This is a genomic window from Mesorhizobium sp. P171375, assembly GCF_057786075.1.
This window is the reverse complement of the sequence record NZ_JBYNWF010000001.1, coordinates 1,015,328-1,039,753: the sequence shown is the minus strand read 5'-3', so window position 1 is coordinate 1,039,753 and position 24,426 is coordinate 1,015,328. Positions and strand designations below refer to the sequence as shown.

At 63.6% G+C, this 24,426-nt stretch carries 28 protein-coding genes; 17 read left to right on the top strand and 11 right to left on the bottom strand.

All coding sequences use genetic code 11. The features are described 5' to 3' along the window. Positions 1 to 159: 159 nt before the first annotated feature. The gene (locus ACYHH6_RS05150; RefSeq protein WP_112559019.1) at positions 160 to 879 is read left to right on the top strand and encodes a pyrimidine 5'-nucleotidase; all 720 of its coding nucleotides are present in this window, start codon (positions 160 to 162) and stop codon (positions 877 to 879) included. Between the two features lie 98 nt (positions 880 to 977). Here ACYHH6_RS05150 and ACYHH6_RS05145 read toward each other — a convergent pair whose 3' ends face one another. Then, entirely contained in the window at positions 978 to 1,823 is an 846-nt protein-coding gene (locus ACYHH6_RS05145) for an LOG family protein (protein WP_352582878.1), read from the bottom strand. Between the two features lie 224 nt (positions 1,824 to 2,047). Here ACYHH6_RS05145 and dapD point away from each other — a divergent pair, with 224 nt between their 5' ends. The 4 genes from dapD (at position 2,048) to ACYHH6_RS05125 (ending at position 4,484) form a co-directional block, all read left to right on the top strand. Then, positions 2,048 to 2,902 carry a 2,3,4,5-tetrahydropyridine-2,6-dicarboxylate N-succinyltransferase gene (dapD, locus tag ACYHH6_RS05140; protein WP_352582880.1) on the top strand — a complete coding sequence of 285 codons (855 nt, stop codon included), beginning with the start codon at positions 2,048 to 2,050 and terminating at the stop codon, positions 2,900 to 2,902. Between the two features lie 72 nt (positions 2,903 to 2,974). Beyond that, positions 2,975 to 3,328, top strand: coding sequence for a DUF805 domain-containing protein (locus tag ACYHH6_RS05135; protein WP_112559022.1), 354 nt, complete (start codon positions 2,975 to 2,977; stop codon positions 3,326 to 3,328). Further along, positions 3,321 to 3,692 (top strand): DUF805 domain-containing protein, encoded by a 372-nt coding sequence (locus ACYHH6_RS05130; RefSeq protein ID WP_246501765.1) that lies wholly within the window; start codon positions 3,321 to 3,323, stop codon positions 3,690 to 3,692. Before ACYHH6_RS05135 ends, ACYHH6_RS05130 begins: the two co-directional genes overlap by 8 nt. A gap of 21 nt (positions 3,693 to 3,713) precedes the next feature. Next, the gene (locus tag ACYHH6_RS05125) at positions 3,714 to 4,484 is read left to right on the top strand and encodes a hypothetical protein (RefSeq protein WP_352582882.1); all 771 of its coding nucleotides are present in this window, start codon (positions 3,714 to 3,716) and stop codon (positions 4,482 to 4,484) included. 60 nt (positions 4,485 to 4,544) lie between these two features. Here the strand turns inward: ACYHH6_RS05125 and ACYHH6_RS05120 are convergent, their stop codons facing one another. Further along, the gene (locus ACYHH6_RS05120) at positions 4,545 to 5,558 is read right to left on the bottom strand and encodes a 2-dehydropantoate 2-reductase (protein WP_352582884.1); all 1,014 of its coding nucleotides are present in this window, start codon (positions 5,556 to 5,558) and stop codon (positions 4,545 to 4,547) included. A 115-nt stretch (positions 5,559 to 5,673) separates the two neighbouring features. Between ACYHH6_RS05120 and dapE the strand changes: the two genes are divergently transcribed. Further along, positions 5,674 to 6,867: a succinyl-diaminopimelate desuccinylase gene (gene dapE, locus ACYHH6_RS05115; RefSeq protein WP_352582886.1), complete on the top strand. Its 1,194-nt coding sequence runs from the start codon at positions 5,674 to 5,676 to the stop codon at positions 6,865 to 6,867. A gap of 2 nt (positions 6,868 to 6,869) precedes the next feature. Next, a complete protein-coding gene (locus ACYHH6_RS05110) occupies positions 6,870 to 7,472 on the top strand; it encodes a transporter (protein WP_352582888.1) in 603 nt (200 codons plus the stop codon). Here the strand turns inward: ACYHH6_RS05110 and truA are convergent. Genes truA through def form a run of 4 tightly spaced genes read right to left on the bottom strand, consistent with a single transcriptional unit; the run spans position 7,469 to position 10,256 of the window. Continuing rightward, positions 7,469 to 8,224, bottom strand: coding sequence for a tRNA pseudouridine(38-40) synthase TruA (gene truA, locus ACYHH6_RS05105; RefSeq protein ID WP_352582890.1), 756 nt, complete (start codon positions 8,222 to 8,224; stop codon positions 7,469 to 7,471). The two genes, ACYHH6_RS05110 and truA, sit on opposite strands and share 4 nt — an antisense overlap. Positions 8,225 to 8,244: 20 nt before the next feature. Continuing rightward, positions 8,245 to 8,751: a GNAT family N-acetyltransferase gene (locus ACYHH6_RS05100; protein WP_352582892.1), complete on the bottom strand. Its 507-nt coding sequence runs from the start codon at positions 8,749 to 8,751 to the stop codon at positions 8,245 to 8,247. Then, positions 8,748 to 9,719, bottom strand: a complete 972-nt coding sequence (gene fmt / locus ACYHH6_RS05095; RefSeq protein WP_352582893.1) for a methionyl-tRNA formyltransferase — start codon at positions 9,717 to 9,719, stop codon at positions 8,748 to 8,750. Before fmt ends, ACYHH6_RS05100 begins: the two co-directional genes overlap by 4 nt. A gap of 6 nt (positions 9,720 to 9,725) precedes the next feature. After that, positions 9,726 to 10,256: a peptide deformylase gene (def, locus tag ACYHH6_RS05090; protein WP_181059850.1), complete on the bottom strand. Its 531-nt coding sequence runs from the start codon at positions 10,254 to 10,256 to the stop codon at positions 9,726 to 9,728. Between the two features lie 103 nt (positions 10,257 to 10,359). Between def and ACYHH6_RS05085 the strand changes: the two genes are divergently transcribed. After that, a complete protein-coding gene (locus ACYHH6_RS05085) occupies positions 10,360 to 11,613 on the top strand; it encodes a DNA recombination protein RmuC (protein ID WP_352582895.1) in 1,254 nt (417 codons plus the stop codon). Positions 11,614 to 11,621: 8 nt separating this feature from the next. Here ACYHH6_RS05085 and ACYHH6_RS05080 read toward each other — a convergent pair whose 3' ends face one another. The 4 genes from ACYHH6_RS05080 to ACYHH6_RS05065 form a co-directional block, all read right to left on the bottom strand. Then, on the bottom strand, positions 11,622 to 12,434 hold the full coding sequence (locus ACYHH6_RS05080) for a class I SAM-dependent methyltransferase (protein WP_352582897.1): 813 nt from the start codon (positions 12,432 to 12,434) through the stop codon (positions 11,622 to 11,624). A gap of 81 nt (positions 12,435 to 12,515) precedes the next feature. Next, on the bottom strand, positions 12,516 to 12,920 hold the full coding sequence (locus ACYHH6_RS05075; protein ID WP_352582899.1) for a GFA family protein: 405 nt from the start codon (positions 12,918 to 12,920) through the stop codon (positions 12,516 to 12,518). A gap of 77 nt (positions 12,921 to 12,997) precedes the next feature. Beyond that, positions 12,998 to 13,951, bottom strand: coding sequence for a cation diffusion facilitator family transporter (locus ACYHH6_RS05070; RefSeq protein ID WP_352582901.1), 954 nt, complete (start codon positions 13,949 to 13,951; stop codon positions 12,998 to 13,000). A 118-nt stretch (positions 13,952 to 14,069) separates the two neighbouring features. Next, positions 14,070 to 14,879 (bottom strand): transglutaminase-like domain-containing protein, encoded by an 810-nt coding sequence (locus tag ACYHH6_RS05065; protein WP_352582903.1) that lies wholly within the window; start codon positions 14,877 to 14,879, stop codon positions 14,070 to 14,072. Positions 14,880 to 15,094: 215 nt separating this feature from the next. On the opposite strand from ACYHH6_RS05065, the gene ACYHH6_RS05060 reads away from it, so the two are divergent. Together ACYHH6_RS05060 and sugE are read left to right on the top strand one after the other, a co-directional pair. Further along, positions 15,095 to 15,220, top strand: a complete 126-nt coding sequence (locus ACYHH6_RS05060; protein WP_112559036.1) for a hypothetical protein — start codon at positions 15,095 to 15,097, stop codon at positions 15,218 to 15,220. Between the two features lie 193 nt (positions 15,221 to 15,413). Continuing rightward, positions 15,414 to 15,728 carry a quaternary ammonium compound efflux SMR transporter SugE gene (gene sugE / locus ACYHH6_RS05055; RefSeq protein ID WP_181059856.1) on the top strand — a complete coding sequence of 105 codons (315 nt, stop codon included), beginning with the start codon at positions 15,414 to 15,416 and terminating at the stop codon, positions 15,726 to 15,728. A 188-nt stretch (positions 15,729 to 15,916) separates the two neighbouring features. On the opposite strand, the gene ACYHH6_RS05050 is transcribed toward sugE, so the two are convergent. After that, positions 15,917 to 16,345, bottom strand: coding sequence for a DUF6481 family protein (locus tag ACYHH6_RS05050; RefSeq protein ID WP_112559037.1), 429 nt, complete (start codon positions 16,343 to 16,345; stop codon positions 15,917 to 15,919). A gap of 242 nt (positions 16,346 to 16,587) precedes the next feature. On the opposite strand from ACYHH6_RS05050, the gene ACYHH6_RS05045 reads away from it, so the two are divergent. The 7 genes from ACYHH6_RS05045 (at position 16,588) to ACYHH6_RS05015 (ending at position 24,375) form a co-directional block, all read left to right on the top strand. Next, positions 16,588 to 17,649, top strand: a complete 1,062-nt coding sequence (locus ACYHH6_RS05045; RefSeq protein WP_352582905.1) for an LLM class flavin-dependent oxidoreductase — start codon at positions 16,588 to 16,590, stop codon at positions 17,647 to 17,649. 112 nt (positions 17,650 to 17,761) lie between these two features. Further along, entirely contained in the window at positions 17,762 to 18,934 is a 1,173-nt protein-coding gene (locus tag ACYHH6_RS05040; RefSeq protein WP_352582907.1) for an AI-2E family transporter, read from the top strand. Positions 18,935 to 19,028: 94 nt separating this feature from the next. After that, positions 19,029 to 19,856, top strand: coding sequence for an arylamine N-acetyltransferase family protein (locus ACYHH6_RS05035; RefSeq protein WP_352582909.1), 828 nt, complete (start codon positions 19,029 to 19,031; stop codon positions 19,854 to 19,856). Between the two features lie 5 nt (positions 19,857 to 19,861). Continuing rightward, entirely contained in the window at positions 19,862 to 20,860 is a 999-nt protein-coding gene (locus ACYHH6_RS05030) for an LLM class flavin-dependent oxidoreductase (RefSeq protein ID WP_352582910.1), read from the top strand. Positions 20,861 to 20,933: 73 nt separating this feature from the next. Continuing rightward, positions 20,934 to 21,749 carry an inositol monophosphatase family protein gene (locus tag ACYHH6_RS05025; protein WP_352582912.1) on the top strand — a complete coding sequence of 272 codons (816 nt, stop codon included), beginning with the start codon at positions 20,934 to 20,936 and terminating at the stop codon, positions 21,747 to 21,749. Positions 21,750 to 21,849: 100 nt separating this feature from the next. After that, on the top strand, positions 21,850 to 22,902 hold the full coding sequence (locus ACYHH6_RS05020; protein ID WP_352582914.1) for a thioesterase domain-containing protein: 1,053 nt from the start codon (positions 21,850 to 21,852) through the stop codon (positions 22,900 to 22,902). Next, positions 22,903 to 24,375 carry a class I adenylate-forming enzyme family protein gene (locus ACYHH6_RS05015; RefSeq protein ID WP_352582916.1) on the top strand — a complete coding sequence of 491 codons (1,473 nt, stop codon included), beginning with the start codon at positions 22,903 to 22,905 and terminating at the stop codon, positions 24,373 to 24,375. Positions 24,376 to 24,426 lie beyond the last annotated feature (51 nt).

Below are 24,426 nucleotides of genomic sequence, written 5' to 3'. Positions count from 1 at the left end.
ACCGTCTCTGTGCCAGCAAGCCCTGAAGGCCACCTTTCGGCGATGGCTAAAATTTGAAAGGTGAGCCCATTTTTACAACTCTAGATGCACATAGGTTGTGGATAAGCCTGACATCAGAAAGGGGTTCGAACGGCAGATATTTCGTGCCATAAGGACGCCATGACCACGTCGCCCGATCCCGCCCGCTTTGCCCATGTCACCGACTGGGTGTTCGACCTCGACAACACGCTCTATCCGCACCATTCGAACCTGTTTTCGCAGATCGACGTCAAGATGACGGCCTATGTCGGAGAATTGCTGACGCTGCCGCGTGACGAGGCCCGTAAGCTGCAGAAGGAACTCTATCTCGAATATGGCACGACGCTGAACGGGCTGATGACGCGCCACGGCATCGACCCCGACGACTTCCTCGAAAAGGTGCACGATATCGACTATTCGTGGCTGGTGCCCGATCCGGTGCTGGGCACCGCCATCCGCCAGCTTCCAGGCCGCAAATTCATCTTCACCAATGGCGACCGCAGGCATGCCGAGCGGACCGCGCGCCAGCTCGGCATCCTCGACCATTTCGACGACATATTCGACATCGTCGCCGCCGGGCTGACGCCGAAGCCGTCGCGCCAGACCTATGAGAAGTTTGCCGAACTGCACGCCGTCACCGGCCACAATGCGGTGATGTTCGAAGATCTCGCCCGCAATCTGGAGGTGCCGAAATCGCTGGGCATGACCACGGTGCTGGTGGTGCCGCGCAATTTCGAGCCGACCTTTGCCGAGATCTGGGAACGCGACCCGGCCAATGAGGACGACGTCGATTTCGTCACCGACGATCTCGCCAGTTTCCTGACGGGGATAGTCGCGGGGAGTGAGGCAGTAGGGCAGTAGGGCAGTAGGGCAGTAGGGCAGTAGGGTAGTAGGAGAATACGGCGGTTGCACTCACCGCATCCAGATCAAATTCCCTACTCCCTTACTGCCCTACTCCCTTACTCCCCTAACTTGTAGAAGCGGCTGATAATCCCCCACGCCTCGTCCGCGGTGTCGACGAAGTCGATGATGTCCTGGTCGCCGGGCGTGATGGTGCCCTGTTCGGCCAGGAAATCGAGATCGATCGCCCTTTTCCAGAACTCCTTGCCGAACAGGATCACTGGCACGCGCTCCATTCGGCCGGTCTGGATCAGCGTCAGCGTCTCGAAGAACTCGTCCATGGTGCCAAAGCCGCCCGGAAACACCGCAACAGCCTTGGCGCGCATGACGAAATGCATCTTGCGAATGGCGAAATAGTGGAAGTTGAAGCACAGCTCCGGCGTCACATAGGCATTCGGCGCCTGCTCGTGCGGCAGGACGATGTTGAGGCCGATCGACGGCGCGCCGACATCGTCGGCGCCGCGATTGCCAGCCTCCATGACGCCAGGCCCACCACCGGTGACGACGACGAATTCGCGATAATAGGACGTGGCTGACTGCTTCGCGCACAGGCGGGCGAATTTGCGCGCCTCCTCGTAGTATTTGCTGTTTTCCTCGAGGTTCTTCTTCTGCGTCTCGTTCTTGGCCGCCCAGGCCTCGCCGCCAGGTTCGGGAATGCGCGCGCCGCCGAACAGGATCACCGTCGAGCGGATGCCGCGTTCGGCCAGGATCATTTCGGGCTTCAGGAGTTCCAGCTGCAACCGCACCGCGCGCAATTCGCGACGCGTCATGAAATCGGGATCGTTCCAAGCCAGACGATAGGTGTCGGCACGCGTCTGCGGCGTATCGGGCACGCTTTTCGAGCGCTCCAGATCCTCGTCCGAATGCGGCAGCGGCGTCCATCCTGCCTTTTCCATAGGAGTCATATGCTTTACCCATCCCAACAGTTCACTTGCGCCGTCCCGTGGCGCACGCGCGATTGACCCCCAATACGCCTTAACATAAGCAGGTTCCGCAAAAGTGTCGGCGGTTTTGCGACAAGAACCTGCTACATGCAAAGACCCAGGCAGGCAAAGCCTGCCAGGGGTCCGCGCGATTTTCAAAACAGGTTAAGGCGATGGCCTTAACAGCGTGGTAACGGAGCGAATTCATGTCGAAGCCTGATCTGGCGAGCCTCGAAAAGACCATCGAGAAGGCCTTCGAGGAGCGCGACACGATTTCGACCGCGACCCGCGGCGAAACGCGCGACGCCATCCAGTCTTCACTCGACCTGCTCGACCGCGGCACCGTGCGCGTCGCCGAGCGCCAAGCCGACGGCAAGTGGCATGTCAACCAGTGGCTGAAGAAGGCGGTGCTGCTCTCCTTCCGGCTCTATCCCATGGAGATCATCAAGGGTGGCCCGGGCAATGCCGTATGGTGGGACAAGGTGGCGTCGAAGTTCGACGGCTGGAGCGCTGTCGATTTCGAGAAGGCCGGCTTCCGCGCCGTGCCGTCGTCGATCGTGCGCCGTTCGGCCTATATCGCGCCGGGCGCGGTGCTGATGCCGTCCTTCGTCAATGTCGGCGCCTATGTCGACAGCGGCACCATGGTCGACACCTGGGCCTCGGTCGGCTCCTGCGCCCAGATCGGCAAGAACGTGCACCTGTCGGGCGGCGTCGGCATTGGCGGTGTGCTGGAGCCTATGCAGGCCGGCCCGACCATCATCGAGGACAATTGCTTCATCGGCGCGCGCTCGGAAGTGGTCGAGGGCTGCATCGTGCGCGAAGGCTCGGTGCTCGGCATGGGTGTGTTCATCGGCCAGTCGACCAAGATCGTCGACCGCGCCACGGGCGAGGTCTTTTACGGCGAAGTGCCGCCGAATTCCGTCGTCGTTGCCGGATCGATGCCGGGCAAGGCTTTTCCGAACAACGAGCCGGGCCCTGGCCTCTACTGCGCCGTCATCGTCAAGCGCGTCGACGCCAAGACCCGTTCCAAGACCTCGATCAACGAATTGCTGCGCGATTGATCTTTTTTGCAAACGGACGCACCTTCCGCCGGCGCGACATTCCGTCGCGCTGATTCCGCATGGAGGGGTGACATGGACTGGAAGTATCTTCTGACAAGCTATGAAGGCCGTATCAACCGCGCCAAATTCTGGGCTTGCGTCGGTGTGATATTCGTTGGCGCCATTATCGCCATCATCATCGACAACATCATCGGCACCACGTTCAACAACATGCCCTATGGTTTCGTCTACCTGATCTATGTGATCGCCACGCTCTATCTGGTCTTCGCCGTCTACGCCAAGCGCTGGCATGACCGCAACAAGTCGGGCTGGTGGACACTTATCGCGCTGGTGCCTTTCATTGGGGCGATCTGGCTCATCGTCGAGCTGGGCATCCTCGAAGGCAACAGGGGCGCCAATCAATACGGACCGGATCCGCTTGCCTGAAAAAACAGACCTCATTTGGCTTTTCTTCAAAACCTCAGGCCGCGTCAGCCCCGGTGCGTATGCGCTGGCCGGCCTGCTTTTGCTGCTTGCCCAGTTTTTCCCGCTTTACCAGTTTGCCAGACTGGAGCCCGGCACCGCAAATAGCCAGGTGTGGGCCACTGTGTTCTGGACCGTTGTGCTGATTTCAACCTGGTCGAGCTTCGCGGTTACGGCAAAACGTTTCCATGATTTCGGCAAGCCGACTTACTACGCGTTGATCTCTCTCATCATCGGCCCGATTCTTCTTCTCATTCTTGCCTGCTTCAGAAGTGATCCCGGGCCCAATCGCTACGGCCGGCACACCAATTCTCCCGCACAAGCCTGAGGGCCGACCGGATATCTCGCCATGCGCTACCGCACGCTTGATCCGAAACTGATCATCGACACCGCCGAGCGGCTGGAAGGGCGCGTCGCCGAGCGTTTTCCCGAGGCAGGCCTGCGTGGCGTCGCCGCGGAACTGGTGTCGCTGTCGCGCGACCTGGCCAAGGCGGCGCAGGCGCTCGAGGCGCCGATCTGGTGGCTGCGCGGCGCCATCGTCGCTGCCGTTGTCGCCGGCGCGCTGATCTTCCTGTTCGTCGGCACCATCCTGCCGCTCATCCACATCTCGCAGGCCGACGACGCGGTGCAGTCGGTGCAAGGCATCGAAGCCACCATCAACATGATCATCCTTGCCGTGCTCGGCCTGCTGGCGCTGATCCGCACCGAGGAGCGCATCAAGCGCAAGCGGGTGTTTCGCCAGCTGCATGGGCTGAGGTCGCTGATCCATGTCATCGACATGCACCAGCTGACCAAGGATCCGGCCGCATTGTCTGCCAATTTCAGGCCGACCGCACATTCGCCGGCGCGTATCACCAATGCCGCCGACCTGGCGCGCTACCTCGATTATTGCTCGGAAATGCTGTCGATCACCGGCAAGATCGCTGCGCTGTTCGCGCAGTCGGTCAATGACGATGTGGTCATCGACGGCGTCAACGACGTCGAGAACCTGGCATCCAACCTGTCGCGCAAGATCTGGCAGAAGATCACGCTGATCGAGAACGACCCGGCGGTGCAGCCGCCGCCGGCGCCAGGCCCGGCGAGCAAAGTGCCGGCTCCCAGGCGCGCCCCAAAGCTGTGACGCGGTGCTGGCGCGCGCCTGCTTTTTCCGGGCTAAGGCCTGACGCTCGCGGCGAGCGGCCTATCCCGTGACGGCTTCCGGCGTCAGCCTGGGCGACCCGCGTTTTTCCAGCTCGGCCTGTCGCACCAGCGCGGTGACCCGCTTCAGCAAAGGCGCCGGCGTGCCGGCCTTTTCGGCGAGGCTCAGGACCATTCCCTGCAGGTCGCCGATCTCGGTTGGCCGGCCGCGCTGGAGGTCGTCCCACATCGACGAGCGCGCCTGCGGGTCGATGGCGAGCATGCGCCTCGCCACCCGCCGGAACAGCCAGTCCGGCAGCCGGAGCAGTTTCGGCAGCAGGCCGGGACGCAGGCCGCCGATCCGCGCCGGGGCGATGTATGACGCCTTCATCGCCGCCAGCGCCTCGTCGATCTGACCGGCAAGGATCAGCCGCCAGCGGCGGTCGGCGAGCTCGCTCGCCAGCGGCAGCCCGGACAGCGCGACGAGCGCATTGTTGAGGTTGATCAGCAACTTGCCCCACTGCACTGCCTTGATGTCGGCATGGGTTTCGACGGCAAGGCCTTCGACATCGAGAAGGTCGGCAAGGCCGGCCGCACCCTCTTCGATCATCACCTTGCCCTCGCTGGCGCGATGCATGTGAAGCGGCAAGTCGCCTTCGGCCGACTGGACGACATTGAACGGCACCATGCCGGCGAGCACCGGTCGAGAGCCCAGCCCGGCACGCAACCGGTCGGCATTGCCGACACCGTTCTGCAGGCTGACCACCACGACATCGCCACGAGCGTATGCGGCAATGAGCGCCGCCATCTCTTCAGTGGCGCCGTTCTTGACCGTTACCAGCACCACGTCGGCTTTGGCCAGGGCGGCGGCGGGGTCGGCAGTGACGGACACTGGCCTGATGGATCGGTCGCGACCGTCGAGGTCGGTGACGCGCAGCCCACCGCCCAGCAAGGCCTCCGCGATGCGCGGCCGCGCCAAAAACACCACCTTGCGTCCGGCCAGAGCCAGGCAGCCGCCGACATAGCAGCCGATGCTGCCGGCGCCGGCAATGACGATGGTCTTTTCGGCATTGGCCATGCGACAATCCCGTGTTGGCCTGCACTATACGACATGAAAACCATAATGTCGGCGGCAGGACCGGTCATCATCTCTGGCCGTGACAGGCCTTTCGCTTTCGATTATCGCTTTGCCCATGAAACTGCCGACCGATCCCGCCGCCAACCTCGCGACCCTCATACGCTGCGTCTCCGTAACTCCCGCCGAGGGTGGTGCGCTGGCCGCGCTGGAAGGCATGCTGAAGCCGCTCGGCTTTTCCGTCGAACGCCCGGTGTTTTCCGAAGACGGCACGCCCGACATCGAGAACCTTTATGCGCGCCGCTCCGGCAATGGGCCGCATCTGATGTTTGCCGGCCATACCGACGTGGTGCCGGTGGGCGATGAGGCATCGTGGACGCATCCGCCCTTCGCCGCCGAGATCGCCAAGGGCGAGATGTACGGCCGCGGCGCCGTCGATATGAAGGGCGGTATCGCCTGTTTCATCGCCGCGGTGGCGCGCCATGTCGAGAACAAGGGAGGCCCGAAAGGCTCGGTCTCGCTGCTGATCACCGGTGATGAAGAAGGCCCGGCCATCAACGGCACGACAAAACTGCTCGACTGGGCGGCGGCCAAGGGCGAGAAATGGGATGCGTCGATCGTCGGCGAGCCGACCAATCCGGACGCGCTCGGCGACATGATCAAGATCGGCCGGCGTGGCTCGATGTCGGGCAGCGTCACCGTCAACGGCCGCCAGGGCCATGTCGCCTATCCCTTGCTTGCCGACAATCCGGTGCGCGGCCTGATGAGCCTGGTCGAGGCCTTGTTCCACCCCGTCTTCGACAAGGGCACTAGGGATTTCCAGCCGACCAATCTGGAAGTGACCTCGATCGATGTCGGCAACCCGGCGACCAATGTCATCCCGGCCAAGGCGGTAGCCACCTTCAACATCCGCTTCAACGACACGTGGACGGCCGAGACCGTGCAGGCAGAGATCCACAACCGCCTCGACCAGGCTGCCAAGCGCAAGAAATACCGGACCGGCAAGAAGACCCCCGTCGACTATGAGCTTGTCTGGCGCGACCGGCCGAGCCACGTTTTCCTGACGCGCGACGACAAACTCATCGACACGCTGCGTGGCTCGATCAAGGCGGCGGTCGGCAAGGAGCCGGCGCTCTCCACTTCCGGCGGCACTTCGGACGCTCGTTTCATCAAGGATTATTGCCCGGTGGTCGAGTTCGGGCTGGTCGGCAAAACCATGCATATGGTCGATGAACGCGTCGCATTGGCCGACCTCGAAACGCTGACCCAGATCTACCAGCGCTTCATAGAAGACTGGTTCGAGCAAGGCTGATCATGCTTTCGGTTGACGAGACCTCTTCATCGCTTACCGGCGCCTGGCGGCTGATGCTCGGCAAGGCCGACGGCTTGCGGCTGCTCGACCTGTCGGCGGACGGCTTCTGGAATTCCTTCTTTGCCATCGTCGTCGCCGCACCGGCGATGATCGTCGGCTGGGTCGGCACGGCCAACGAGATCGGCGACCCCAATGCGTTCGCCGGGCGGCTGGGCATGTTGATCCGGCTGGCAACCGTCGACCTCGGCTCGTGGCTGCTGCCGCTGGTCGCGCTTGCCCTGGTCGCGTCGCGTGCCGGCATCGGTGACCGCTTCGTCCACTACGTCGTCGCCAGCAACTGGGCGTCGGCAATCACCGCCTGGATGCTGCTGCCATCGGCGTTGATCAGGCTCTTCCTGCCGTCCGGCAACCCATTCGCCGAATTGGTGTGGCTGGTTCTGGTGGTGCTGTCGCTGGTCCTCACCTGGCGGATGACCAACGCAGCGATCGGCAAGGGCGCGGCTGTCGGCACCGCCGTTTTCACAGGCATGTTGGTGGTGTCTCTGGCCGTCTTGTTCGGCTTGGTGGCGCTGCTAGGCATCACTGTATCGACCGCCCCGGCCTAGGATTCTTCCGGATAATCGACGCCGATGAGAAAAAGCCCGTCGGGCGGCGCCACCTGGCCGCAGGCGGCGCGGTCCTGCGCGTCGAGCGCGGCCTTGAGGTCGGCAGCCGTCCAGCCGCCGTCGCCGACGCGTTTCAGCGACCCGACCATGGAGCGCACCTGGTTGTGCAGGAACGAGCGCGCCGAGGCCCTGACTTCGATCAGGTCGCCCTGGCGGCTCACATCGAGCCGGTCCAGCGTCCGCACCGGACTGTTGGCCTGGCATTGCGTCGAGCGGAAGGTTGTAAAGTCATGTCGGCCGAGCAGGACTTTCGCCGCTTCGTGCATGGCGTCCGCATCGAGCCGCTTCGGCACCCACCAGACCTTGCCCTTTTCCATTGCAGCCGGCGCGCGCCGGTTGAGGATGCGGTAGAGATAGTGCCGTCCGGTGGCCGAGAAACGGGCGTCGAAATCGTCGGGGACAAGCGTCGCCTGCAGGATGGCGACGTGCGCGCCGGCCGCCTGCAGATGCGCGTTGATGGCGTCGCGCACCTTGCCGTTGGGCCACGCCTTGGCGAGGTCGACATGCGCTACCTGGGCGGTCGCATGCACGCCGGCGTCGGTGCGGCCGGCGGCGCGCAACCGCACCGCCTCGCCGCTGAATTTCTCGATCGCCTGCTCTATCGCCTGCTGCACCGAAGGCTGATCCGCCTGGTGTTGCCAGCCCGCGAAGAGGCTGCCGTCATATTCGATATCGAGACGAAAACGCGGCATAAGCGATCTGCACCCGCCGCTCAGGCGGCGAGTGCGGTAAAGGCCTGGGCGTAAACCAGTTTGCCTTTTTCGGGTGAGTCGCCCCAGGCCAGCGCCTGCAGTGCCTCGCCTTGGTATTCGCTCTCGAATTGCTCGGCGCGCGCATGGTTGTAGCCGAAGCGGCCGTAATAGGCCGGATCGCCCAACACGACGGCCAGCGTCTCGCCGGCATCCCTGAGGCGGATATGCGCCTCGCGGATCAGCGCACCACCAATGCCCGAACCATGGAACGAAGGTTCCACCGCCAGCGGCGCCAGTGCCACCGCCGGGAAACTCTTGCCGCCATTCTGCACATACAGCCTGGAGAACAGGATGTGGCCGACCACCTGGCCGTCTTCTTCCGCCACAAGCTCGACAACGGCGTCGCCGCCGGTGACCAGCGCGTCGACCAGACCGGCCTCCGCCTGCTGGCCGAATGCGTGTTCCTCGACGAGGCGAATAGCCTCGCGGTCCCGCGGCGTTGCCGCGCGTATCGACATCATGCTCATGTGAATTTCATTCCTTTTTCGATCTTGGCCCCGCGCAGAAACTCCTGCGCGGCAGCGGGCCTTCCGCCCGCCCGTTGAACTTCGACCAGCCTGACCGCGCCTGTTCCGCAGGCGACCGTCAGCCGGTCATCGAGAATTCCTCCCGACTCGCCCATGCCTTCCGAAGGCGACCAATCTTCGGTAAGTGATTGGCCGTCCACAAGCGTCGAGCGAAGCAGTTTCAGCCGTTCCGTACGGCCGCCAATTTCAATCTCGGACCAGGCCCCGGGAAAGGGCGACAGGCCACGAAGGTGATTGTGGACCTCGACAGCCGGCCGCGTCCAGTCCACGCGGGTCTCCGATTTGTCGATTTTTCGGGCGTAGGTCACCCCATCCACAGCTTGCGAGGTGAATACCAGCGTTTCGGTCTGAATTCGGGACAACGCTTCTACCATCAGTGTGGCAGCAATGTGCATCAGCCGATCGTGCAGGTCGCCGGCCGTCATATCGGGGTCGATGGCACATTTTTCAACCAGTGCCACCGGGCCGGTGTCCAGGCCCTCTTCCATGCGCATCACCATCATGCCGGTCTCGGTGTCGCCGGCCATGATGGCGCGCTGGATGGGAGCAGCACCACGCCAACACGGCAAAAGCGAGGCGTGGCCGTTGATACAGCCGAGCCGCGGAGCCTCCAGAATGGCCTTCGGCAACAGCAAACCATAAGCGACAACCACGGCGACATCGGCCTGCAACGCGCGGAAAGCGGCCCGCTCGGTCTCGCTTTTCAGCGAAATCGGCGTGCGCACTGCGATATCAAGCCGCTCGGCCTCGCGCTGCACCGGCGACGGCGTCAGTTCCAGCCCGCGCCGGCCTGCGGCGCGCGGGGGCTGGGTGTAGACGGCTGCTAGCTCGTGTCCGGCCTCGGCGATCGCGCGCAGCACCGGCACCGAAAACTCCGGCGTGCCCATGAAGATGACGCGAAGCGGCATCTTTTCCTATCCCACCAGCTTGCCCGGCGCCTTGTCCTTGGCGAGCTTCTTGAACTTCTTGACCACCATGTCGCGCTTCAGTTTCGAGATGTGGTCGATGAACAGCACGCCGTTGAGGTGGTCGATCTCGTGCTGCAGGCAGGTCGCCATCAGGCCTTCGGCCTCGATCTCCTGCAGCTTGCCGTCGCGGTCGAGATATTTCACCCGCACCGAAGCCGGCCGTTCGACCTCGGCATAATAGTCCGGGATCGACAGGCAGCCTTCCTCGTAGACCGAGCGGGCGTCGGCGCTTTCGAGGATTTCGGGATTGATGAAGACATGCGGCGCCGGCGTCTCGTCTTCCTTGGCGAGGTCGATGACCAGCATGCGCAGCGGCTCGCCGATCTGGATGGCGGCGAGGCCGATGCCCGGCGCGTCATACATGGTCTCCAGCATGTCGTCGGCCAGTTTGCGCAAAGGCGCATCGACGCGTTCGACAGGTTTGGAAACCTGGCGCAGGATGGGATCGGGAAGGATGATGAGCGGCTTGATCGACATGGCGTCTCACCTAAGACGTCATGCGAAAAGCGTCAACCGGGGCGGTTTGCGCCCGTTCACGTTTTGATCTGTGCCAGACCGGCGAATCGGCTATGCTGGCGACATGAACGACCTGAACTCCATCCTTTCCGAACCTGTGGCCCAGCTTGGCGCCACGACGATCACGCTCGGCCATGCGCTGGCCTTCGGCGCGATCGTGTTTCTCGGCCTGTTCCTGGCGCTGGTGGTTGCCCTATGGCGGTCGGCCAGGGCGCGCACCATCGCCGCCGCGGAAGCCGCCGACCACGCCCGCGACGCCGAGGCGCGGATGGCCGGCATTTTGCAAAGCCAGGCGGAGATGCAGGGCCGCATGGGCGCCATCGCCGAGGTGTTCGGCGCCAGGCAGGCCGAACTCAACCAGTCGATCGGCCAGCGCCTCGACGCCATGACCGGCCGCCTCGGCCAGACCATGACCGAGCAGACCAAATCGACGCATGAGAGCCTGGCGAAATTGCAGGAACGGCTGGCGGTCATTGACACCGCGCAAGGCAACATCCAGTCGCTGGCCGGCCAGGTCGTGCAGTTGCAGGCGATCCTGTCCAACAAGCAGACGCGCGGCGCCTTCGGCCAGTCGCGCATGGAGGCGATCGTCGCCGACGGCCTGCCAATGGGTGCCTATGAATTCCAGGCGACGCTGTCGAATGGCAGCCGGCCCGACTGCCTGATCAGGATGCCGAACGGCGCTCCGCAGCTGGCCATCGACGCCAAGTTTCCGCTCGAAGCCTGGAACGCCATCCGCGCCGCCGATGGCGCTGACCTGCAGAAGGTCGCCGCCCAGGCTTTCCGCCGTGACATCGAGATCCATGTCCGCGATATCTCGGAGAAATATCTGATCCAGGGCGAGACGCAGGACACCGCCTTCATGTTCGTTCCGTCGGAATCGGTGTTCGCCGAAATCCACGAGAATTTCGACGCCGTCATCCAGAAGGCGCACCGCGCCCGGGTCATCATCGTTTCGCCGTCGCTGCTGATGCTGTCGATCCAGGTCATCCAGGCCATCCTCAAGGATGCCCGCATGCGCGAGCAGGCGCATCTGATCCAGGGCGAGGTCATTCGGCTGATGGAAGATGTTCAGCGCGTCGACGAACGGGTGCGCCGGCTGCAGACGCATTTCACCCAGTCGGCCAAGGATATCGACGACATACTGGTGTCGACGTCGAAGGTGACCAAACGCGGCCAGAAGATCGAGGCGCTGGAGTTTGGCGAAAGCGAAGCTGAAGTGCGCGGCGGCGGGCCCGCCAAGGCCGAACCCGGGGTGCGGGTGGCGGATTCCAAGACGGGCCAGCTCAGGCTCCGTGTCGTCGAAGGCGACGACTAGAGTCTGCTCTAGACCGTAGCCACGATTACGTGTGCCTGAATTTTGGCCGCAACCTCGCCGCTGCCATGTCTGGCCGCAATCACGGCTGCGGCACGGTCGGTTGCCGCTTGCAGTTTTCCCGCATCCCTGGCCTCGATCTCGGTGCGAAGAACCGTCCCCTGGCAATAGGCAACCGCCGGAAGCCGCGGCGAGGATGCGCGGCTTTGTTCGGCCCTCGTCTCGATCGCCACACGGGAGAAACCTGCACTTTCCAGCTCGCTGCGGATAAGGGCCGTGTCATGATAGCCGTGCGGCGTGCGGGCGAGAAAGCGCGGCGGATCGTCCGGAAAGATCTCGGCAAGAGCGTTCGTCACATCACTGGCAAACACATTCTCCTCGATGCGATCCCATACGTTGAACAGGAAATGGCCTCCGGGCTTCAGGACCCGCTTTGCTTCGCGATAGCCGGCGGTGCGGTCGGGAAAGAACATCGCGCCGAACTGGCAGCAAACGAGATCGAAGGTCGCATTTTCAAACGGCAGCGCCAGAGCATCCGCCTGGCGCCATTGGATGCGACTGTCGGGGGCTTGCCGCGAAGCAGCAAAGTCGAGCATCGGCTGGTTGAGATCGGTCACGACATAGCTTGCGCCAGGAGACAGTTTTGGCGCCAATGCGCGGGTGACAACTCCGGTGCCGGCGGCGACTTCCAGGACAGCGCCGGGCGACAGGGACGCTGCCCGCCGTGCCATATCCGCGGCGAACGGCTCGAAAATCAACGGCACCATATAGCGGTCGTAGTTTTCCGGAATCGAGCCGGCAAAAATCTTGTCTGTTTCCAGCATCGCTTTCACCCGCCATCCGTTTGATGGTGAGCCTAGCACATCATCGTCCGGTTTGGGGCGCGTTTAACCGGGAGGCAGGTGCTACTGCGCCTCCACGATGCTGATGCCCTCGAATTTCGGAAGCCAGTGCAGGGCCGACCGGTGCCATTTCTGTTGTGTCGGAACCAGATCCTCGCGTTGCCGCGCGGTTCCCGCCCTGATCCCATAGACCTTCGGGCCGTCGCCAACCGACGTCGCGTAAAGATGCGAACCGCAGTCGCCGCAAAAGGCCTGGGCGCGCTTGGCGCCGCTCGATCCTGTCTTGATATAGACCTTCGGCGTGCCCTTGGTGATCCGGTAGTGATCCTCAGACGCGGGAACGGTGACACGAAAGGCCGTGCCGGTCAGTTGCTGGCAGTCGGTGCAATGACAGATCGAGGTCTTTTCCGGGTCGACCTCTGCTTCATAAGTGATGGCGCCGCAATGACACCCACCATCGATTTTCATGGTTGCTCCTCCGAAATCCGTCGAGTGATCTTAGCGGGACCAGACGATGAGGCCAACGGTGGACTTCTGGTCCAGCGCTAATCCGACGACGCTTCGACCTGTTTGCGCCGGCGTTCCCAGGTTCCCGTCGTCTGCGGCTTGACGAACAGCCTGGTGATCTCCGGCATCTCTTTCTTCAAGAGCGCCTCCAGGCGCTCGACGCATGCTTCGATCTCGGGCGCCGTCAGATGATCCTCGAATTCGATGCTGAGGCCGGCGACGATCTCTTGCGGGCCGAGATGGACGGTGAGAACGCCATTGGCCCGTTGCACCGCCGGATCCTGCTGGGCGATCGCCAGCACCTTGGCTTGTACTTCCGGCGAGGCCGTCTCGCCGATGAGCAGGCCCTTGCTTTCGCGGGCGAGGAAAATGGCGGTGGCACCGAGGATCACCGCGATGCCGATCGAGGCGGCGCCGTCGAGTTCGGGCATGTCGAGGACTTCCGCCGCCAGGATGCCGGCAAAGGCGACGACGAGGCCGAGAAGGGCGGCGCTGTCCTCGAACAGGATCGTGTAGACACTCGGATCCTTGCTCGACTGCACGGCCTGCAGCCAGCCCTGCTTGCCCTTTTGCTGGCGGAACTCCTTCAGCGCCACATACCAGGAGCTGCCCTCGAACAGCACGGAGAGGCCGAGCACGATGTAATTGATTTTGGGATTGGCGATCGGCTCGGGCGCCATGATGTGGATGACCCCCTCGTAGAACGACACCCCGGCACCGAGCGCAAAGACGAGCAGGGCGACGATAAAGCTCCAGAAATACAGCTCGCGGCCATGGCCCAGCGGATGTGTGCGGTCCGGCGGGCGGGCGGCGCGGTGCATGCCGTAGAGCAGCAGGCCGCCATTGCCGGTGTCGACCAGCGAGTGCACGCCTTCCGACAGCATGGCCGAGCTGCCGGTGAAGAAGGCCGCGACGAACTTGGTCAGCGCAATGGCGAGATTGCCGGCGAGTGCCGCGTAGATGACCGTCTTCGACCCGCCATGCGCTGCCATGCTGTCCCTCCAAGGCACACAATGTAACGGCCCTGCGACCGAAGCTCCACGGGCATCACAACGTGCCAGAAGCCCGGTCGTTCAGGCCCTTGAAGGCTGGCTGGAGAAAAAGACGCCGCTATTCGATGATCTCGTCCGTCCAGACCTTGAAGCTGGCAAGCGTGCCCGGCCCGAAGATATGGGTCAGCGGCACGTCGGCGGCGTCGCGGCCGGAAGCGATCAGGATGCGGCCGATGCGCGGGGAATTGTTGCGCGGATCGAAGACATGCCAGCGACCGCCGAGATAGACCTCCATCCATGCGGCGAAATCCATGCTCGCCCAGGGTTTGGGCAGGCCGATGTCGCTGATGTAGCCGGTGCAGTAGCGCGTCGGGATGTTGAGCGCACGGCAGAAGGTGACGGCGAGGTGGGCAAAGTCGCGGCAGACGCCGCTTTGCTCGCGATAGGCTTCGGCCGCAGTGCGCGTAGGCCGCGCATTGCCATAGCTGAAGACGATGTGGTTGTGAACGAAGTCGCAGACCGCCTGGACACGCGCAATGCCGAGCGGCGTATTGCCGAACAGCCGCCAGGCTTCGCTGGCCAGAAGATCGCTCTCACAAAAGCGGCTGGGCAACAGGAACAGCAGTGTGTCTGACGGCAGGTCGCGCACCTCGTGCTGCCAGGCCATCAGGTCGCCCATCTCGAAGGTGCCGGGGTCGCGGATCACGGAATCGGTGCCGAAGGTGAAGCGACCGGGCGGGGCGACGAAACGGTTGCACCAGTTGCCGAAACTGTCGCGATAGCTCTGGATCGGCACCGGCGGGCTGGAGGTCAGGAAATCCGGGCGCTCGAGATCGGATGCCCTGGAGTAGTGGACGTTGAGCATCGCGATCAGCGGCGTTTCCTGCGGAAAGTCGAAGCTCATCTCGCAGCCGATGTGGATTCGCATCTGTGTCCTGACCGGCCTGCCTGATCATCGCCCGGCAGGAAGCGCGGCCTGATGCTGCAGTGCGAAGACAACCATGGCACGGACCGGCATGGTTTACGAGCAAATTAGAAAGCGGTTGAAAGCGGCCCGCTGGCGCCGGCGACAGGCGCCAGCCCCCTTGCAGTCCGGCGTTTCTCTTGTTTCACTTGGCGTCCCAGCAATTGGAGGATCGAATCATGGCTAAAGGTGCGATGAAGGCCGGCAAGGAAGCCCGCAAGCCGAAGAAGGATGCCAAGAAGCCCGCCGCGGCTCCGGCGCTCAAGGCGCCTCCCGTCAAGGCGATCAGACTCAAGGACAAGTAAGTCGCTCGGACCGAAATCCGGGCAATCCGTTTCGGCGCAGATTTTTACACCGGCGGCATGAGCAATGCTGCCGGTGTTTTGTCGATCGGGCAGGCGAAGCCGCCTATATCGAGGCAGCGAGGACGACCTCGCGCCTTCCCCGAAAAAACCGGCCGGGACGACCCGCCATCCTCATGGAATGAAGTGCATCCCGATGTCGTGGATTTTTCTGTTTTTCGCCGGCCTGTTCGAGATCGGCTGGGCGATCGGCCTCAAATACACCGACGGCTTCTCGAAGCCGCTACCGACGGTGCTCACCGTCGCGTCGATGATCGTCAGCCTGGGGCTGCTCGGTCTGGCGCTGAAGACGCTGCCTGTCGGTACGGCCTATGCGGTGTGGACCGGCATCGGCACGGTCGGCACGGCGCTGCTCGGCATCTGGCTGCTGGGCGAGCCGGCAACCGCGATCCGGCTCGGCTGCATCGCGCTCATCGTCTGCGGCATTATGGGGCTGAAGCTCGCCGCCTAGAGCAGTTCACCGTTTCACGGAAACGGCGATCTGCTCTATCCCAAGGGAAAGCGCAATGCGCTTTTCCCGGGAAAACCGCTTCACATTTTCCTGGTGCTTTAAGCCAAAGCAACCGAGGAAGTCGGCGCACAAATACGTTCAGGGCCGCTGGAAGGCGACCCTGATGTCCGATCGTTTCGATCGAAGCGTTAGCGGGCGGAGAAGCCCGGAGGCGTCCGGCCGGTGCGCTGCTTGCGCGCCGCATAGCGTGCGTCGCGCTTGGCCTTGCGTTCGGCTTCGTCGGCCAGCAAACGGGCGATGCGCTCGTTTTCTTCGGCTTCCTTGATCTTCGCTTCAGCCTGCGCTGCCTCTTCGGCCGCAATACGCGCCGCTTCGGCTGCTGCCTCGCGCTCGGCCTTCTCGACCGCCTCGCGTGCCAGCTTTTCCTGCTTCAGCCTGGCCTTTTCGGCCTCGCGCTTTTCACGCGCCTCAAGGATCGCCTTGCGTTCGGCCTGTCTTGCCAGCACCGCAGGATCATCTGCCGCCGGCTTTGACTTGAAGCGCTCCAGAAGCGCCTTCTTTGCCTCGTTCGCGGCATTGCGCCGCTCAAAAATGTCTTTTTCCCTGTAGATAGCCAAGTCCACTTCCCTGAAGTCAATTCGCGACGCTTACATACGCGCGAAAACCGAGAGTTCAAGCGCCAAAACGGAATGCCAGCCATGAAATTCTACGCTGTTGCAGACAGGAGACGCGCTTTTGCCGACCAAAGCCGACAGAAGCTGGCCGAAACCGACATGCACTGTTCACCATCCTCCCCTCTGGCGGCAAGGCGGCTCGGTCGCTACCTCTAGCCGCAAAACCAACCATTGGATGACAGATCATGGAACTCGGTCTCTACACTTTTGCCGACGTCAGTCCCGAGCCCGGCCCCGGCGCGATCGGCCCGCACGAGCGGCTGCGCAACCTGATCGAAGAGATCGAGCTGGCCGACCAGGTCGGCCTCGACGTCTTCGGTCTGGGCGAACATCACCGCCCCGACTATGCCGCTTCAGCACCGGTGGTGGCGCTGGCCGCCGCCGCTGAACGCACCAAACGCATCAAGCTGACCAGCGCGGTCACCGTGCTGTCCTCCGACGATCCGGTGCGCGTCTTCCAGCAGTTCGCGACGCTCGACCTTCTGTCGGGCGGCCGGGCCGAGATCATGGCCGGGCGCGGTTCGTTCATCGAATCCTTCCCGCTGTTCGGCTACAATCTCGAAGACTATGACGAGCTGTTCGCCGAAAAGCTCGACCTGCTGCTGGCGATACGCGACAGCGTGAAAGTCACCTGGTCCGGCAATCTGCGTGCGCCGATCAACGACCGTGGCGTCTATCCGCGCCCGTTGCAGGACAAATTGCCGATCTGGATCGCCATTGGCGGCACGCCGCAATCGGCCGCCCGCGCCGGCGTGCTCGGCCTGCCGCTGGCGCTGGCCATCATCGGCGGCGAGCCGGCGCGCTTTGCGCCGCTGTTTGACATCTACCGCGAGGCTGCCAAGCGTGCCGGCACCGACCCCACGGGGCTCGCCACCAGCATCAATGTGCACGGCTTCATCGCCGAGACCACCGAGCAGGCGGCCGACGATTTCTATCGGCCGCAAGCCGAAGTGATGAACCGCATTGGCCGCGAACGCGGCTGGGGTCCCACGTCGCGGGCGCATTTCGATCAATCGCGTGGCCCAAACGGCGCGCTGTTCGTTGGCAATCCTGAAGCTGTGGCGGAAAAGATCGTCGCCCAGCACAAGATATTCAACAACGATCGCTTCTTGCTGCAGATGGCGATCGGCACCATGCCGCACGCCAAGATCATGAAAGCGATCGAACTCTACGGCACCAAGGTGGCGCCGATCGTGCGCAAGGAAACGGCGAAATCGGCGCCGGCGGTAACGGCGCCCGCCGCGTAATTCGACGACGTCGTCTGGATTGTTGGCCTTGCCGGCTAACGGAACCTAGAGGCGGTAGAGGCGTTTCCGTCAGCGGAATGCACCAATTGCGGTGCGCTGTCGGGGGAAAACGATGAAAGCCGAACCCGCCGCTTTGGGCGCAGTCCTTGCCGAGGCCGAAGAGGCGCGCGTCGTTGCCCGCACGGACACGCATCTGATGCGTTCGCTGCTCATCGGCATTTTCATCCTGATGGCCATATACGCGCTCTATTTCGCCCGCGCCTTCTTCATGCCGGTCATCCTCGCCTTCCTGCTCACGCTGACCCTGACGCCGATCGTACGCTTCCTGCGCAAGCGCGGCATTCCCGAACTGGTGTCGGCGACGTTGCTTGTCGTGCTGTCGGTTTGCGTCTTTGCCATCGCCGGCTACCTGCTCAGCGGTCCGGTCATCGACCTCCTCAACAACACTTCGTCGATCGGCCAGCAACTGACCGAGCGGCTGGCGCAATTGCGGCGTCCCCTCGAGAGGATCATGCAGATCTCGCATCAGATCGAACAGATGACCGAGACCTCGCAGGAGCCGGGCATCCAGAAAGTGGCGTTGGCGCAGTCCGGCATCCTGTCGGCGGCGGCCAGCAATGTCCTGGCGGCAGGCACAAGCTTCACCATCATCTTCGTGCTGTCGCTGTTCCTGCTGGCATCGGGCACGATGTTCTACGAGAAGATCATCCAGTCCTTCGCCAGCCTCAGCGAAAAGAAGCGGGCGCTGCGCGTCGTCTATGACGTCGAGCGCGAAATCTCGCACTATCTGCTTACCGTCACGATCATAAATGCCGGTCTCGGCGCCGTCATCGGCCTTGGCCTGTGGGCGCTCGGCATGCCCAATCCGCTGGTCTGGGGGGTCGCCGCCGCGCTGCTCAACTTCCTGCCCTATGTCGGCGCAATGTTGACCATCGTGCTTGTCTCGGTGATGGCGCTGATCAGCTTCGACACCATCTCCTACGCGCTTTTGGCGCCGGCCTTTGTCTTATTGTGCGACATCATCGAGGGCCAGCTCGTGACGCCGATGGTGGTCGGCCGGCGCCTCGAGATCAACGCCGTGGCGATCTTCATCGCCATCGCCTTCTGGTCCTGGCTGTGGGGCTTTGTCGGCGCGCTGATGGCCGTGCCGCTGCTGGTCGTCATCAAGGTGTTCTGCGACCATTTCGAAGGCCTCGGCCATGTCGGCAACTTCCTCGCCGCACAGCAGACGGCGGTCGTGGTGGAGGACGAAGCGGCCGAGGAGAATGGCGAGGCCAAGGCATAGAGGCCGGTACTGCTTGCCGCCTCTTGCTTGTCGTCTCTTGTTTGTCGTCTTCCGATCGAGTGCCTATATCGAGCCGGTCAAGCCGGACCCTGCCATGACCGACGCCTCCTTCGACCTCGACGCGTATTTCGCCCGGATCAGTTATCGCGGTCCGATCGATGCGTCGCTCGACGCGCTGAAGGTGCTGCACCGGCAGCACCCGCAAGCGATCCCCTTCGAGAACATGGATCCGTTGCTGGGCATCGCGGTGAAGCTCGATCTCGCTTCGCTGCAGGACAAGATTTTCGCGCGCCGCCGCGGCGGCTACTGCTTCGAACACAATTTGATCCTCATGCATGCGCTGAAGGCGCTGGGCTTCGAGGTCAGCGGCCTCGCGGCGCGGGTTCTGAGGGGTCTGCCGGAGGACGCCATTACCCCGCGCAGCCACATGCTGTTGCGGATCGAGCTCGACGGCAGGACCTACATTGCCGATGTCGGCTTTGGCGGCCTGACGATGACCGCGCCGCTGTTGCTCGAGCCGGGCCTCGAACAACAGACCCCGCACGAAACATTCCGCATCATCGAGACGTCAGATCATTTTCGGGTACAAGCCAATGTCGGCGGCGACTGGCAGACACTCCACCGCTTCGACATGCAACCAGCCTATGAGGTCGATTATGCGGTCGCCAATTACTTCGTCTCGACCCATCCGACCTCGCATTTCCTGTCCTCCGTCGTTGCGGCGCGCGCCTTGCCCGACCGGCGCTATGCGCTGCGCAACGCCAGGCTGTCGACGCATCATGTCGGCGGCCGCAGCGAGCAACGCGAGATCGCGACAGCGGCGGAATTCGCCGACATTCTGGAAAGCCAGCTCGACATCATCATCCCCGACCGCGCCGCCTTCGAAACCAAGGTCCGGCAGCTGAACATTGTAAAGGCTTAAGGCCCATGACCGCTCTTTCCGTTCTCGACCTGTCGCCGATCGTCGAAGGCAGCAACGCCTCGCAGTCGCTGGCCAATTCGCTCGACCTCGCCCGCCATGCCGAGCAGCTCGGCTACAAGCGCTACTGGCTGGCCGAGCACCACAACATCCCCGGCATCGCCAGTGCGGCGACCGCGGTCGTCATCGCCCATGTCGCCGGCGGCACCAAGACGATCCGCGTCGGCGCCGGTGGCATTATGCTGCCCAACCATGCGCCGCTGGTGATCGCCGAGCAGTTCGGCACGCTGGCGGCACTGCACCCCGGCCGCATCGACCTCGGCCTCGGCCGCGCGCCCGGCACCGATATGGGCACGGCGCGCGCGCTGCGCCGCAACCTCGAGGCGTCAGACAATTTCCCCCAGGATGTCGTCGAGCTGATGGGGTATTTCCAGCCGGCCGAGGCAGGTCAGCGTATCCAGGCTGTGCCCGGTGAAGGCCAGAAGGTGCCGGTCTGGATTCTCGGCTCAAGCCTCTATGGCGCGCAGCTCGCCGCCATGCTTGGCCTGCCCTATGCCTTTGCTTCGCATTTCGCGCCGGCCGAGCTCGACCATGCGCTGGACATCTACCGCTCGCGCTTCCAGCCGTCTGAACAGCTGGACAAGCCCTATGTCATGCTCGGCCTCAACGTCTTCGCCGCGCCGACCGATGCCGAGGCAAAACTGCTGTTCACCTCGCTGCAGCAGGCCTTCGTCAACCTGCGAACCGGACGGCCGGGCCGCCTGCCGCCGCCGGTCGAAGGCTATGACCAGACGCTGGAGCCGATGGCCAAAACCATGCTCGGCCAGGCGCTGTCCTGTGCCGTCGTCGGATCGCCCGAAACCGTCCGGCAAGGCATCGACGCCTTCGTGCGCCGCACCGGCGCCGACGAGCTGATGGTGACGGCGCAGATTTTCGACCATGCGGCGCGCGTGCGTTCGTTCGAAATCCTGACCGAGGCGCACAAATCGCTGTCGCAAGCCGCGTGAGTCGCCAGTGAAGCTTTTGCAGGAGAGGCTCGTCTGCTAAGGGCAGACGCCTTCCTCAGCCAAGAGCCTTGCCGTGACCCATGACCTCGACCAGCGCATGCATTTCGCCATCGATCTGGCGCGACGCGCCGGCGAACTCGCCCTGAAATACTTCCGCGACCTCGAAAACCTGACCATCGAGAGCAAGGGCCATCAGGACCTGGTTTCCGATGGCGACCGCGAGGTCGAACTGTTCATCCGCACGGCGATCGCCGCCGCCTATCCGCAGGATGGCATCGTCGGCGAGGAACATGCCGCGGTTGAGGGATCGACGGGCCATGTCTGGGTGATCGATCCGATCGATGGCACGGCGAATTTCGTGCGCGGCATTCCCGCCTGGTGCGTGGTGATTGCCTGCGCCAAGGACGGCGAAGCCGTCGTTGGCGTCATTCACGAGCCGTCGACCGGCGAGACTTTTCACGGCCGCCGCGGCGGCGGCGCTTTCGTCAATAGCCGGCCGATCAAGGCCAGCACCGCCGGCCTCGGGGAAGGATCGGTCGGCACCGGGCTGTCGAACCGCGCGGAAACGAAGCATGTCACCGTGCTGATCGGCCTGATCATGGCAGAAGGCGGCGTCTTCTTCCGCAATGCATCGGGCGCGCTGATGCTGGCCTATGCGGCGTCCGGCCGGCTGCTCGGCTATGTCGAGGAACATATGAATGCGTGGGACTGCCTGGCCGGCATGCTTCTGGTGGAAGAGGCCGGCGGCATGGTGCTGAAACCGGACCCGAAGACCGTGCTTGCCCAGGGAACGCAGGTGATCGCCGGCGGTAGCCATGTCTTTCCAAAGCTGCAGGCGCTGTGCGCGCAGGCCTTCGGAGCGGCGCCTGCCGGTATTGCGCAGCGATAGGCCACTGTTCAACACATAGGCTGTGGGTTAAAAGCGGACAGGCATTCAGGGGATGCACTATTGCCGGCAACGGCAATTCCATCGGTTCAAGGGCTTGCCGATGAACATGCATAACACCATCCGGCCAGACCGAACCGTGTTGGGCAGCGGCCCGGCGCAGGCGATCGCCGGCATCTTTGCGCAAGAATTGCAGCTGGCCTCGGTCGGCCTCGACGACAATTTCTTCGATCTCGGGGGCGATTCGCTGGCTGCCGAAACTCTTGTGCTTGCGGTGCAGAGCCGGTTCGGCGTGAAGCTGCAGACCTCGGTGCTGCTGGAAGCGCCGACGCCGCGCGAATTCGGCAGGCTGATCGCGTTGCAATTGCCCGAGCACCCGGCGCGGCGGCTGGCGGTGCAGGTTTCCGGCAGCCACGGCCAGGAGCCGATCGCCATGATCCATGGCATTTCCGGTTCGGCGCTGTTCGCCAACCGTTTCGGCAAGGCGCTGAAGCAACGCTATTCCATCATCGCCGTACGCGGCATGGGGCTTGAGCCCGGCGAGACGCCGTATGACAGCGTCGAGGAGATCAGCGCCAATTATTTCGACGGCTTGAGTTCGGCCACCGGCCAGCACCCGCGCGTCATCGGCGGCATCTGCCTTGGCGGGCTGCTGGCAATCGAGGTCGGAAGGCTGACCTTCGAGGCGACCGGCGAGCGGCCGGCTTTGCTGCTGATCGACCCGCCGCCGCTGGGTTCGGCCTGGCTGAAGCCGATGGCGGACAACCGCATGACCGCACAAAGGCGGCGCCAAATCACCCGCAAGGTCATCTACTGGCGGCTGCTGCGCGACACGCTGGCAGCGGTCGGGCTTGGGCAGTCCAGGCTTGGGCGTCACACCAGGCAGAAGGCCTTCAAGAGCATGCTGGTGCGCGCTGCCGCGGGTTTTTCACCGTCTTCCTACCCTTGCGACATACTGGTCGTCGCCAGCTCGGAATGGAGCGCCACCACGGTCGAGCAGTACAAAGACTGGGCGAGCGGGAACACGCGGGTGGAAACGGTCGTCATGCCGGGCACCCATGACAAGTTCCGGGCCGCCAACATGGACGCGATCGACGCTGCGATCATCGCCTTCCTCGACGCCAGGCGCGCGCCGGCCGGAATGCCGGTCCGCTAGATGGGTTTTGGCCGCGACGTACTGGCTGCCTTCGCCGGCCATGGCGACCGCGCGGCGATGGTCAGTGGTCGCGACCAGATCACCTATGCGCAAGCGCTGACCCAGATCGACCATGTCGCCGCCAATTTCAGCGCGCTCGGTATTCGCTCCGGCGATCGCGTCGGCCTAGCCATGATCGGCAATATCGACGTCGTGCTGTCGACCCTGGCCTGCTGGAAGCTCGGCGCAACAGTTTCGATTGCCGACTTTCGCGCGCCGCGCAGCCAGCGGGCGCAGTTTGCGCGCGATTTTGTGCTGACGCTGATCCTCGAAAGCCGCAGCCCACCCGGGGACGATGTCTATCCAGGCGTCGCTTTCCAGCAGGATTGGAAGCACGCCTCGCCCGCGCCCTATTCCGGCGCTCCTGGCGACGACAGCAATCCGGCCTTTCTGATGTTCTCGTCCGGCACGACCGGTGACCCAAAAGGCTATCTGCAATCACATGCGGCGCTAGCCGGGCGCGTGACGGGGCGCCGGCGCGGGCTGACCGGGACGGTCATGCGTCTGCTGACGCCGATGGTGATGTCCTATTCGGCGACGCGCCACCAGGTGTTCAGCTATCTGCGCCATGGCGGGACGGTCAATTTCTTTCCGCCGCTGTTCACGCCGTCCGAGCTGATCGAGGGTCTGCTGTCCTTCCAGGCCAGCGGCACGGCCCTGCCGCCACCGGTGATCACACGGCTGGTGCGCGAAGTGGGCGAACGCTCGACCCGGCTGCTGCCGGACCTGGCGGTGCTGTTCAGCATCGGCGGACCGGCAACCATCGAGGACAAGCTGGCCGCCTACCGCAACCTTTCACCGGGATATCGCATCAATTATGCGTCGAGCCTGACCGGCGGCATCACCACCCTGTCCGGCGCCGACGTGCTGGCCAAGCCCAGCACTGCCGGGCGTCCGTTTGCCGATGTGCGTGTGGAAATCCTCGATGCGGACGGGCGCGTCCTCGGCAAGGGCGAGAGCGGACTGATCAAGGCCTGGACATCGACAATGGTTTCAGCGGTGGTGTCGGCGGGAAACAAACCGTTCGTCGATCCCAAGGTCATGGGCGACGGTTGGGGCATTCCCGGCGACATCGGCTTCGTCGACGATGACGGCTTCCTGACCATTGTCGACCGCGAGGCCGACATGATCGTGCGCGGCGGCGTCAATGTCGCGCCACAGGAACTGGAAAAGCTGATCCGCACCCACCCCAAGGTCAGAGATGTCGCGGTCGCCGGCTTTCCCGACGCGACGATGGGTCAGGAGATCGCCGCCTTCATCGTCGCCGACCAGGCAAGCGTGGCCGAGTTCGAGGCCTTCCTGCGCGCCAACATCTCGCCCGACCGGCGGCCGCGCGAGATCAGACTGGTAGGTTCGCTGCCCTACAACGACAATGGCAAGCTGCTGCGCCGGCGCCTGCTAGAAACGCTGTCGCCGGCCGCTGCCAAGCCTTAGCCGTTGCCTCGACAGGCTACTTCAGCAGGTTTCTGGCTCGAACACCGCCGG

Excerpts from the sequence above, each read along its gene's own strand:
- ACYHH6_RS05150 (WP_112559019.1), top strand. The coding sequence starts at position 160 with ATGACCACGTCGCCCGATCCCGCCCGCTTTGCCCATGTCACCGACTGG.
- ACYHH6_RS05145 (WP_352582878.1), bottom strand. The coding sequence starts at position 1,823 with ATGACTCCTATGGAAAAGGCAGGATGGACGCCGCTGCCGCATTCGGAC.
- dapD (WP_352582880.1), top strand. The coding sequence starts at position 2,048 with ATGTCGAAGCCTGATCTGGCGAGCCTCGAAAAGACCATCGAGAAGGCC.
- ACYHH6_RS05135 (WP_112559022.1), top strand. The coding sequence starts at position 2,975 with ATGGACTGGAAGTATCTTCTGACAAGCTATGAAGGCCGTATCAACCGC.
- ACYHH6_RS05125 (WP_352582882.1), top strand. The coding sequence starts at position 3,714 with ATGCGCTACCGCACGCTTGATCCGAAACTGATCATCGACACCGCCGAG.
- ACYHH6_RS05120 (WP_352582884.1), bottom strand. The coding sequence starts at position 5,558 with ATGGCCAATGCCGAAAAGACCATCGTCATTGCCGGCGCCGGCAGCATC.
- dapE (WP_352582886.1), top strand. The coding sequence starts at position 5,674 with ATGAAACTGCCGACCGATCCCGCCGCCAACCTCGCGACCCTCATACGC.
- ACYHH6_RS05110 (WP_352582888.1), top strand. The coding sequence starts at position 6,870 with ATGCTTTCGGTTGACGAGACCTCTTCATCGCTTACCGGCGCCTGGCGG.
- truA (WP_352582890.1), bottom strand. The coding sequence starts at position 8,224 with ATGCCGCGTTTTCGTCTCGATATCGAATATGACGGCAGCCTCTTCGCG.
- ACYHH6_RS05100 (WP_352582892.1), bottom strand. The coding sequence starts at position 8,751 with ATGAGCATGATGTCGATACGCGCGGCAACGCCGCGGGACCGCGAGGCT.
- fmt (WP_352582893.1), bottom strand. The coding sequence starts at position 9,719 with ATGCCGCTTCGCGTCATCTTCATGGGCACGCCGGAGTTTTCGGTGCCG.
- def (WP_181059850.1), bottom strand. The coding sequence starts at position 10,256 with ATGTCGATCAAGCCGCTCATCATCCTTCCCGATCCCATCCTGCGCCAG.
- ACYHH6_RS05085 (WP_352582895.1), top strand. The coding sequence starts at position 10,360 with ATGAACGACCTGAACTCCATCCTTTCCGAACCTGTGGCCCAGCTTGGC.
- ACYHH6_RS05080 (WP_352582897.1), bottom strand. The coding sequence starts at position 12,434 with ATGCTGGAAACAGACAAGATTTTTGCCGGCTCGATTCCGGAAAACTAC.
- ACYHH6_RS05075 (WP_352582899.1), bottom strand. The coding sequence starts at position 12,920 with ATGAAAATCGATGGTGGGTGTCATTGCGGCGCCATCACTTATGAAGCA.
- ACYHH6_RS05070 (WP_352582901.1), bottom strand. The coding sequence starts at position 13,951 with ATGGCAGCGCATGGCGGGTCGAAGACGGTCATCTACGCGGCACTCGCC.
- ACYHH6_RS05065 (WP_352582903.1), bottom strand. The coding sequence starts at position 14,879 with ATGCGAATCCACATCGGCTGCGAGATGAGCTTCGACTTTCCGCAGGAA.
- ACYHH6_RS05060 (WP_112559036.1), top strand. The coding sequence starts at position 15,095 with ATGGCTAAAGGTGCGATGAAGGCCGGCAAGGAAGCCCGCAAGCCGAAG.
- sugE (WP_181059856.1), top strand. The coding sequence starts at position 15,414 with ATGTCGTGGATTTTTCTGTTTTTCGCCGGCCTGTTCGAGATCGGCTGG.
- ACYHH6_RS05045 (WP_352582905.1), top strand. The coding sequence starts at position 16,588 with ATGGAACTCGGTCTCTACACTTTTGCCGACGTCAGTCCCGAGCCCGGC.
- ACYHH6_RS05040 (WP_352582907.1), top strand. The coding sequence starts at position 17,762 with ATGAAAGCCGAACCCGCCGCTTTGGGCGCAGTCCTTGCCGAGGCCGAA.
- ACYHH6_RS05035 (WP_352582909.1), top strand. The coding sequence starts at position 19,029 with ATGACCGACGCCTCCTTCGACCTCGACGCGTATTTCGCCCGGATCAGT.
- ACYHH6_RS05030 (WP_352582910.1), top strand. The coding sequence starts at position 19,862 with ATGACCGCTCTTTCCGTTCTCGACCTGTCGCCGATCGTCGAAGGCAGC.
- ACYHH6_RS05020 (WP_352582914.1), top strand. The coding sequence starts at position 21,850 with ATGAACATGCATAACACCATCCGGCCAGACCGAACCGTGTTGGGCAGC.
- ACYHH6_RS05015 (WP_352582916.1), top strand. The coding sequence starts at position 22,903 with ATGGGTTTTGGCCGCGACGTACTGGCTGCCTTCGCCGGCCATGGCGAC.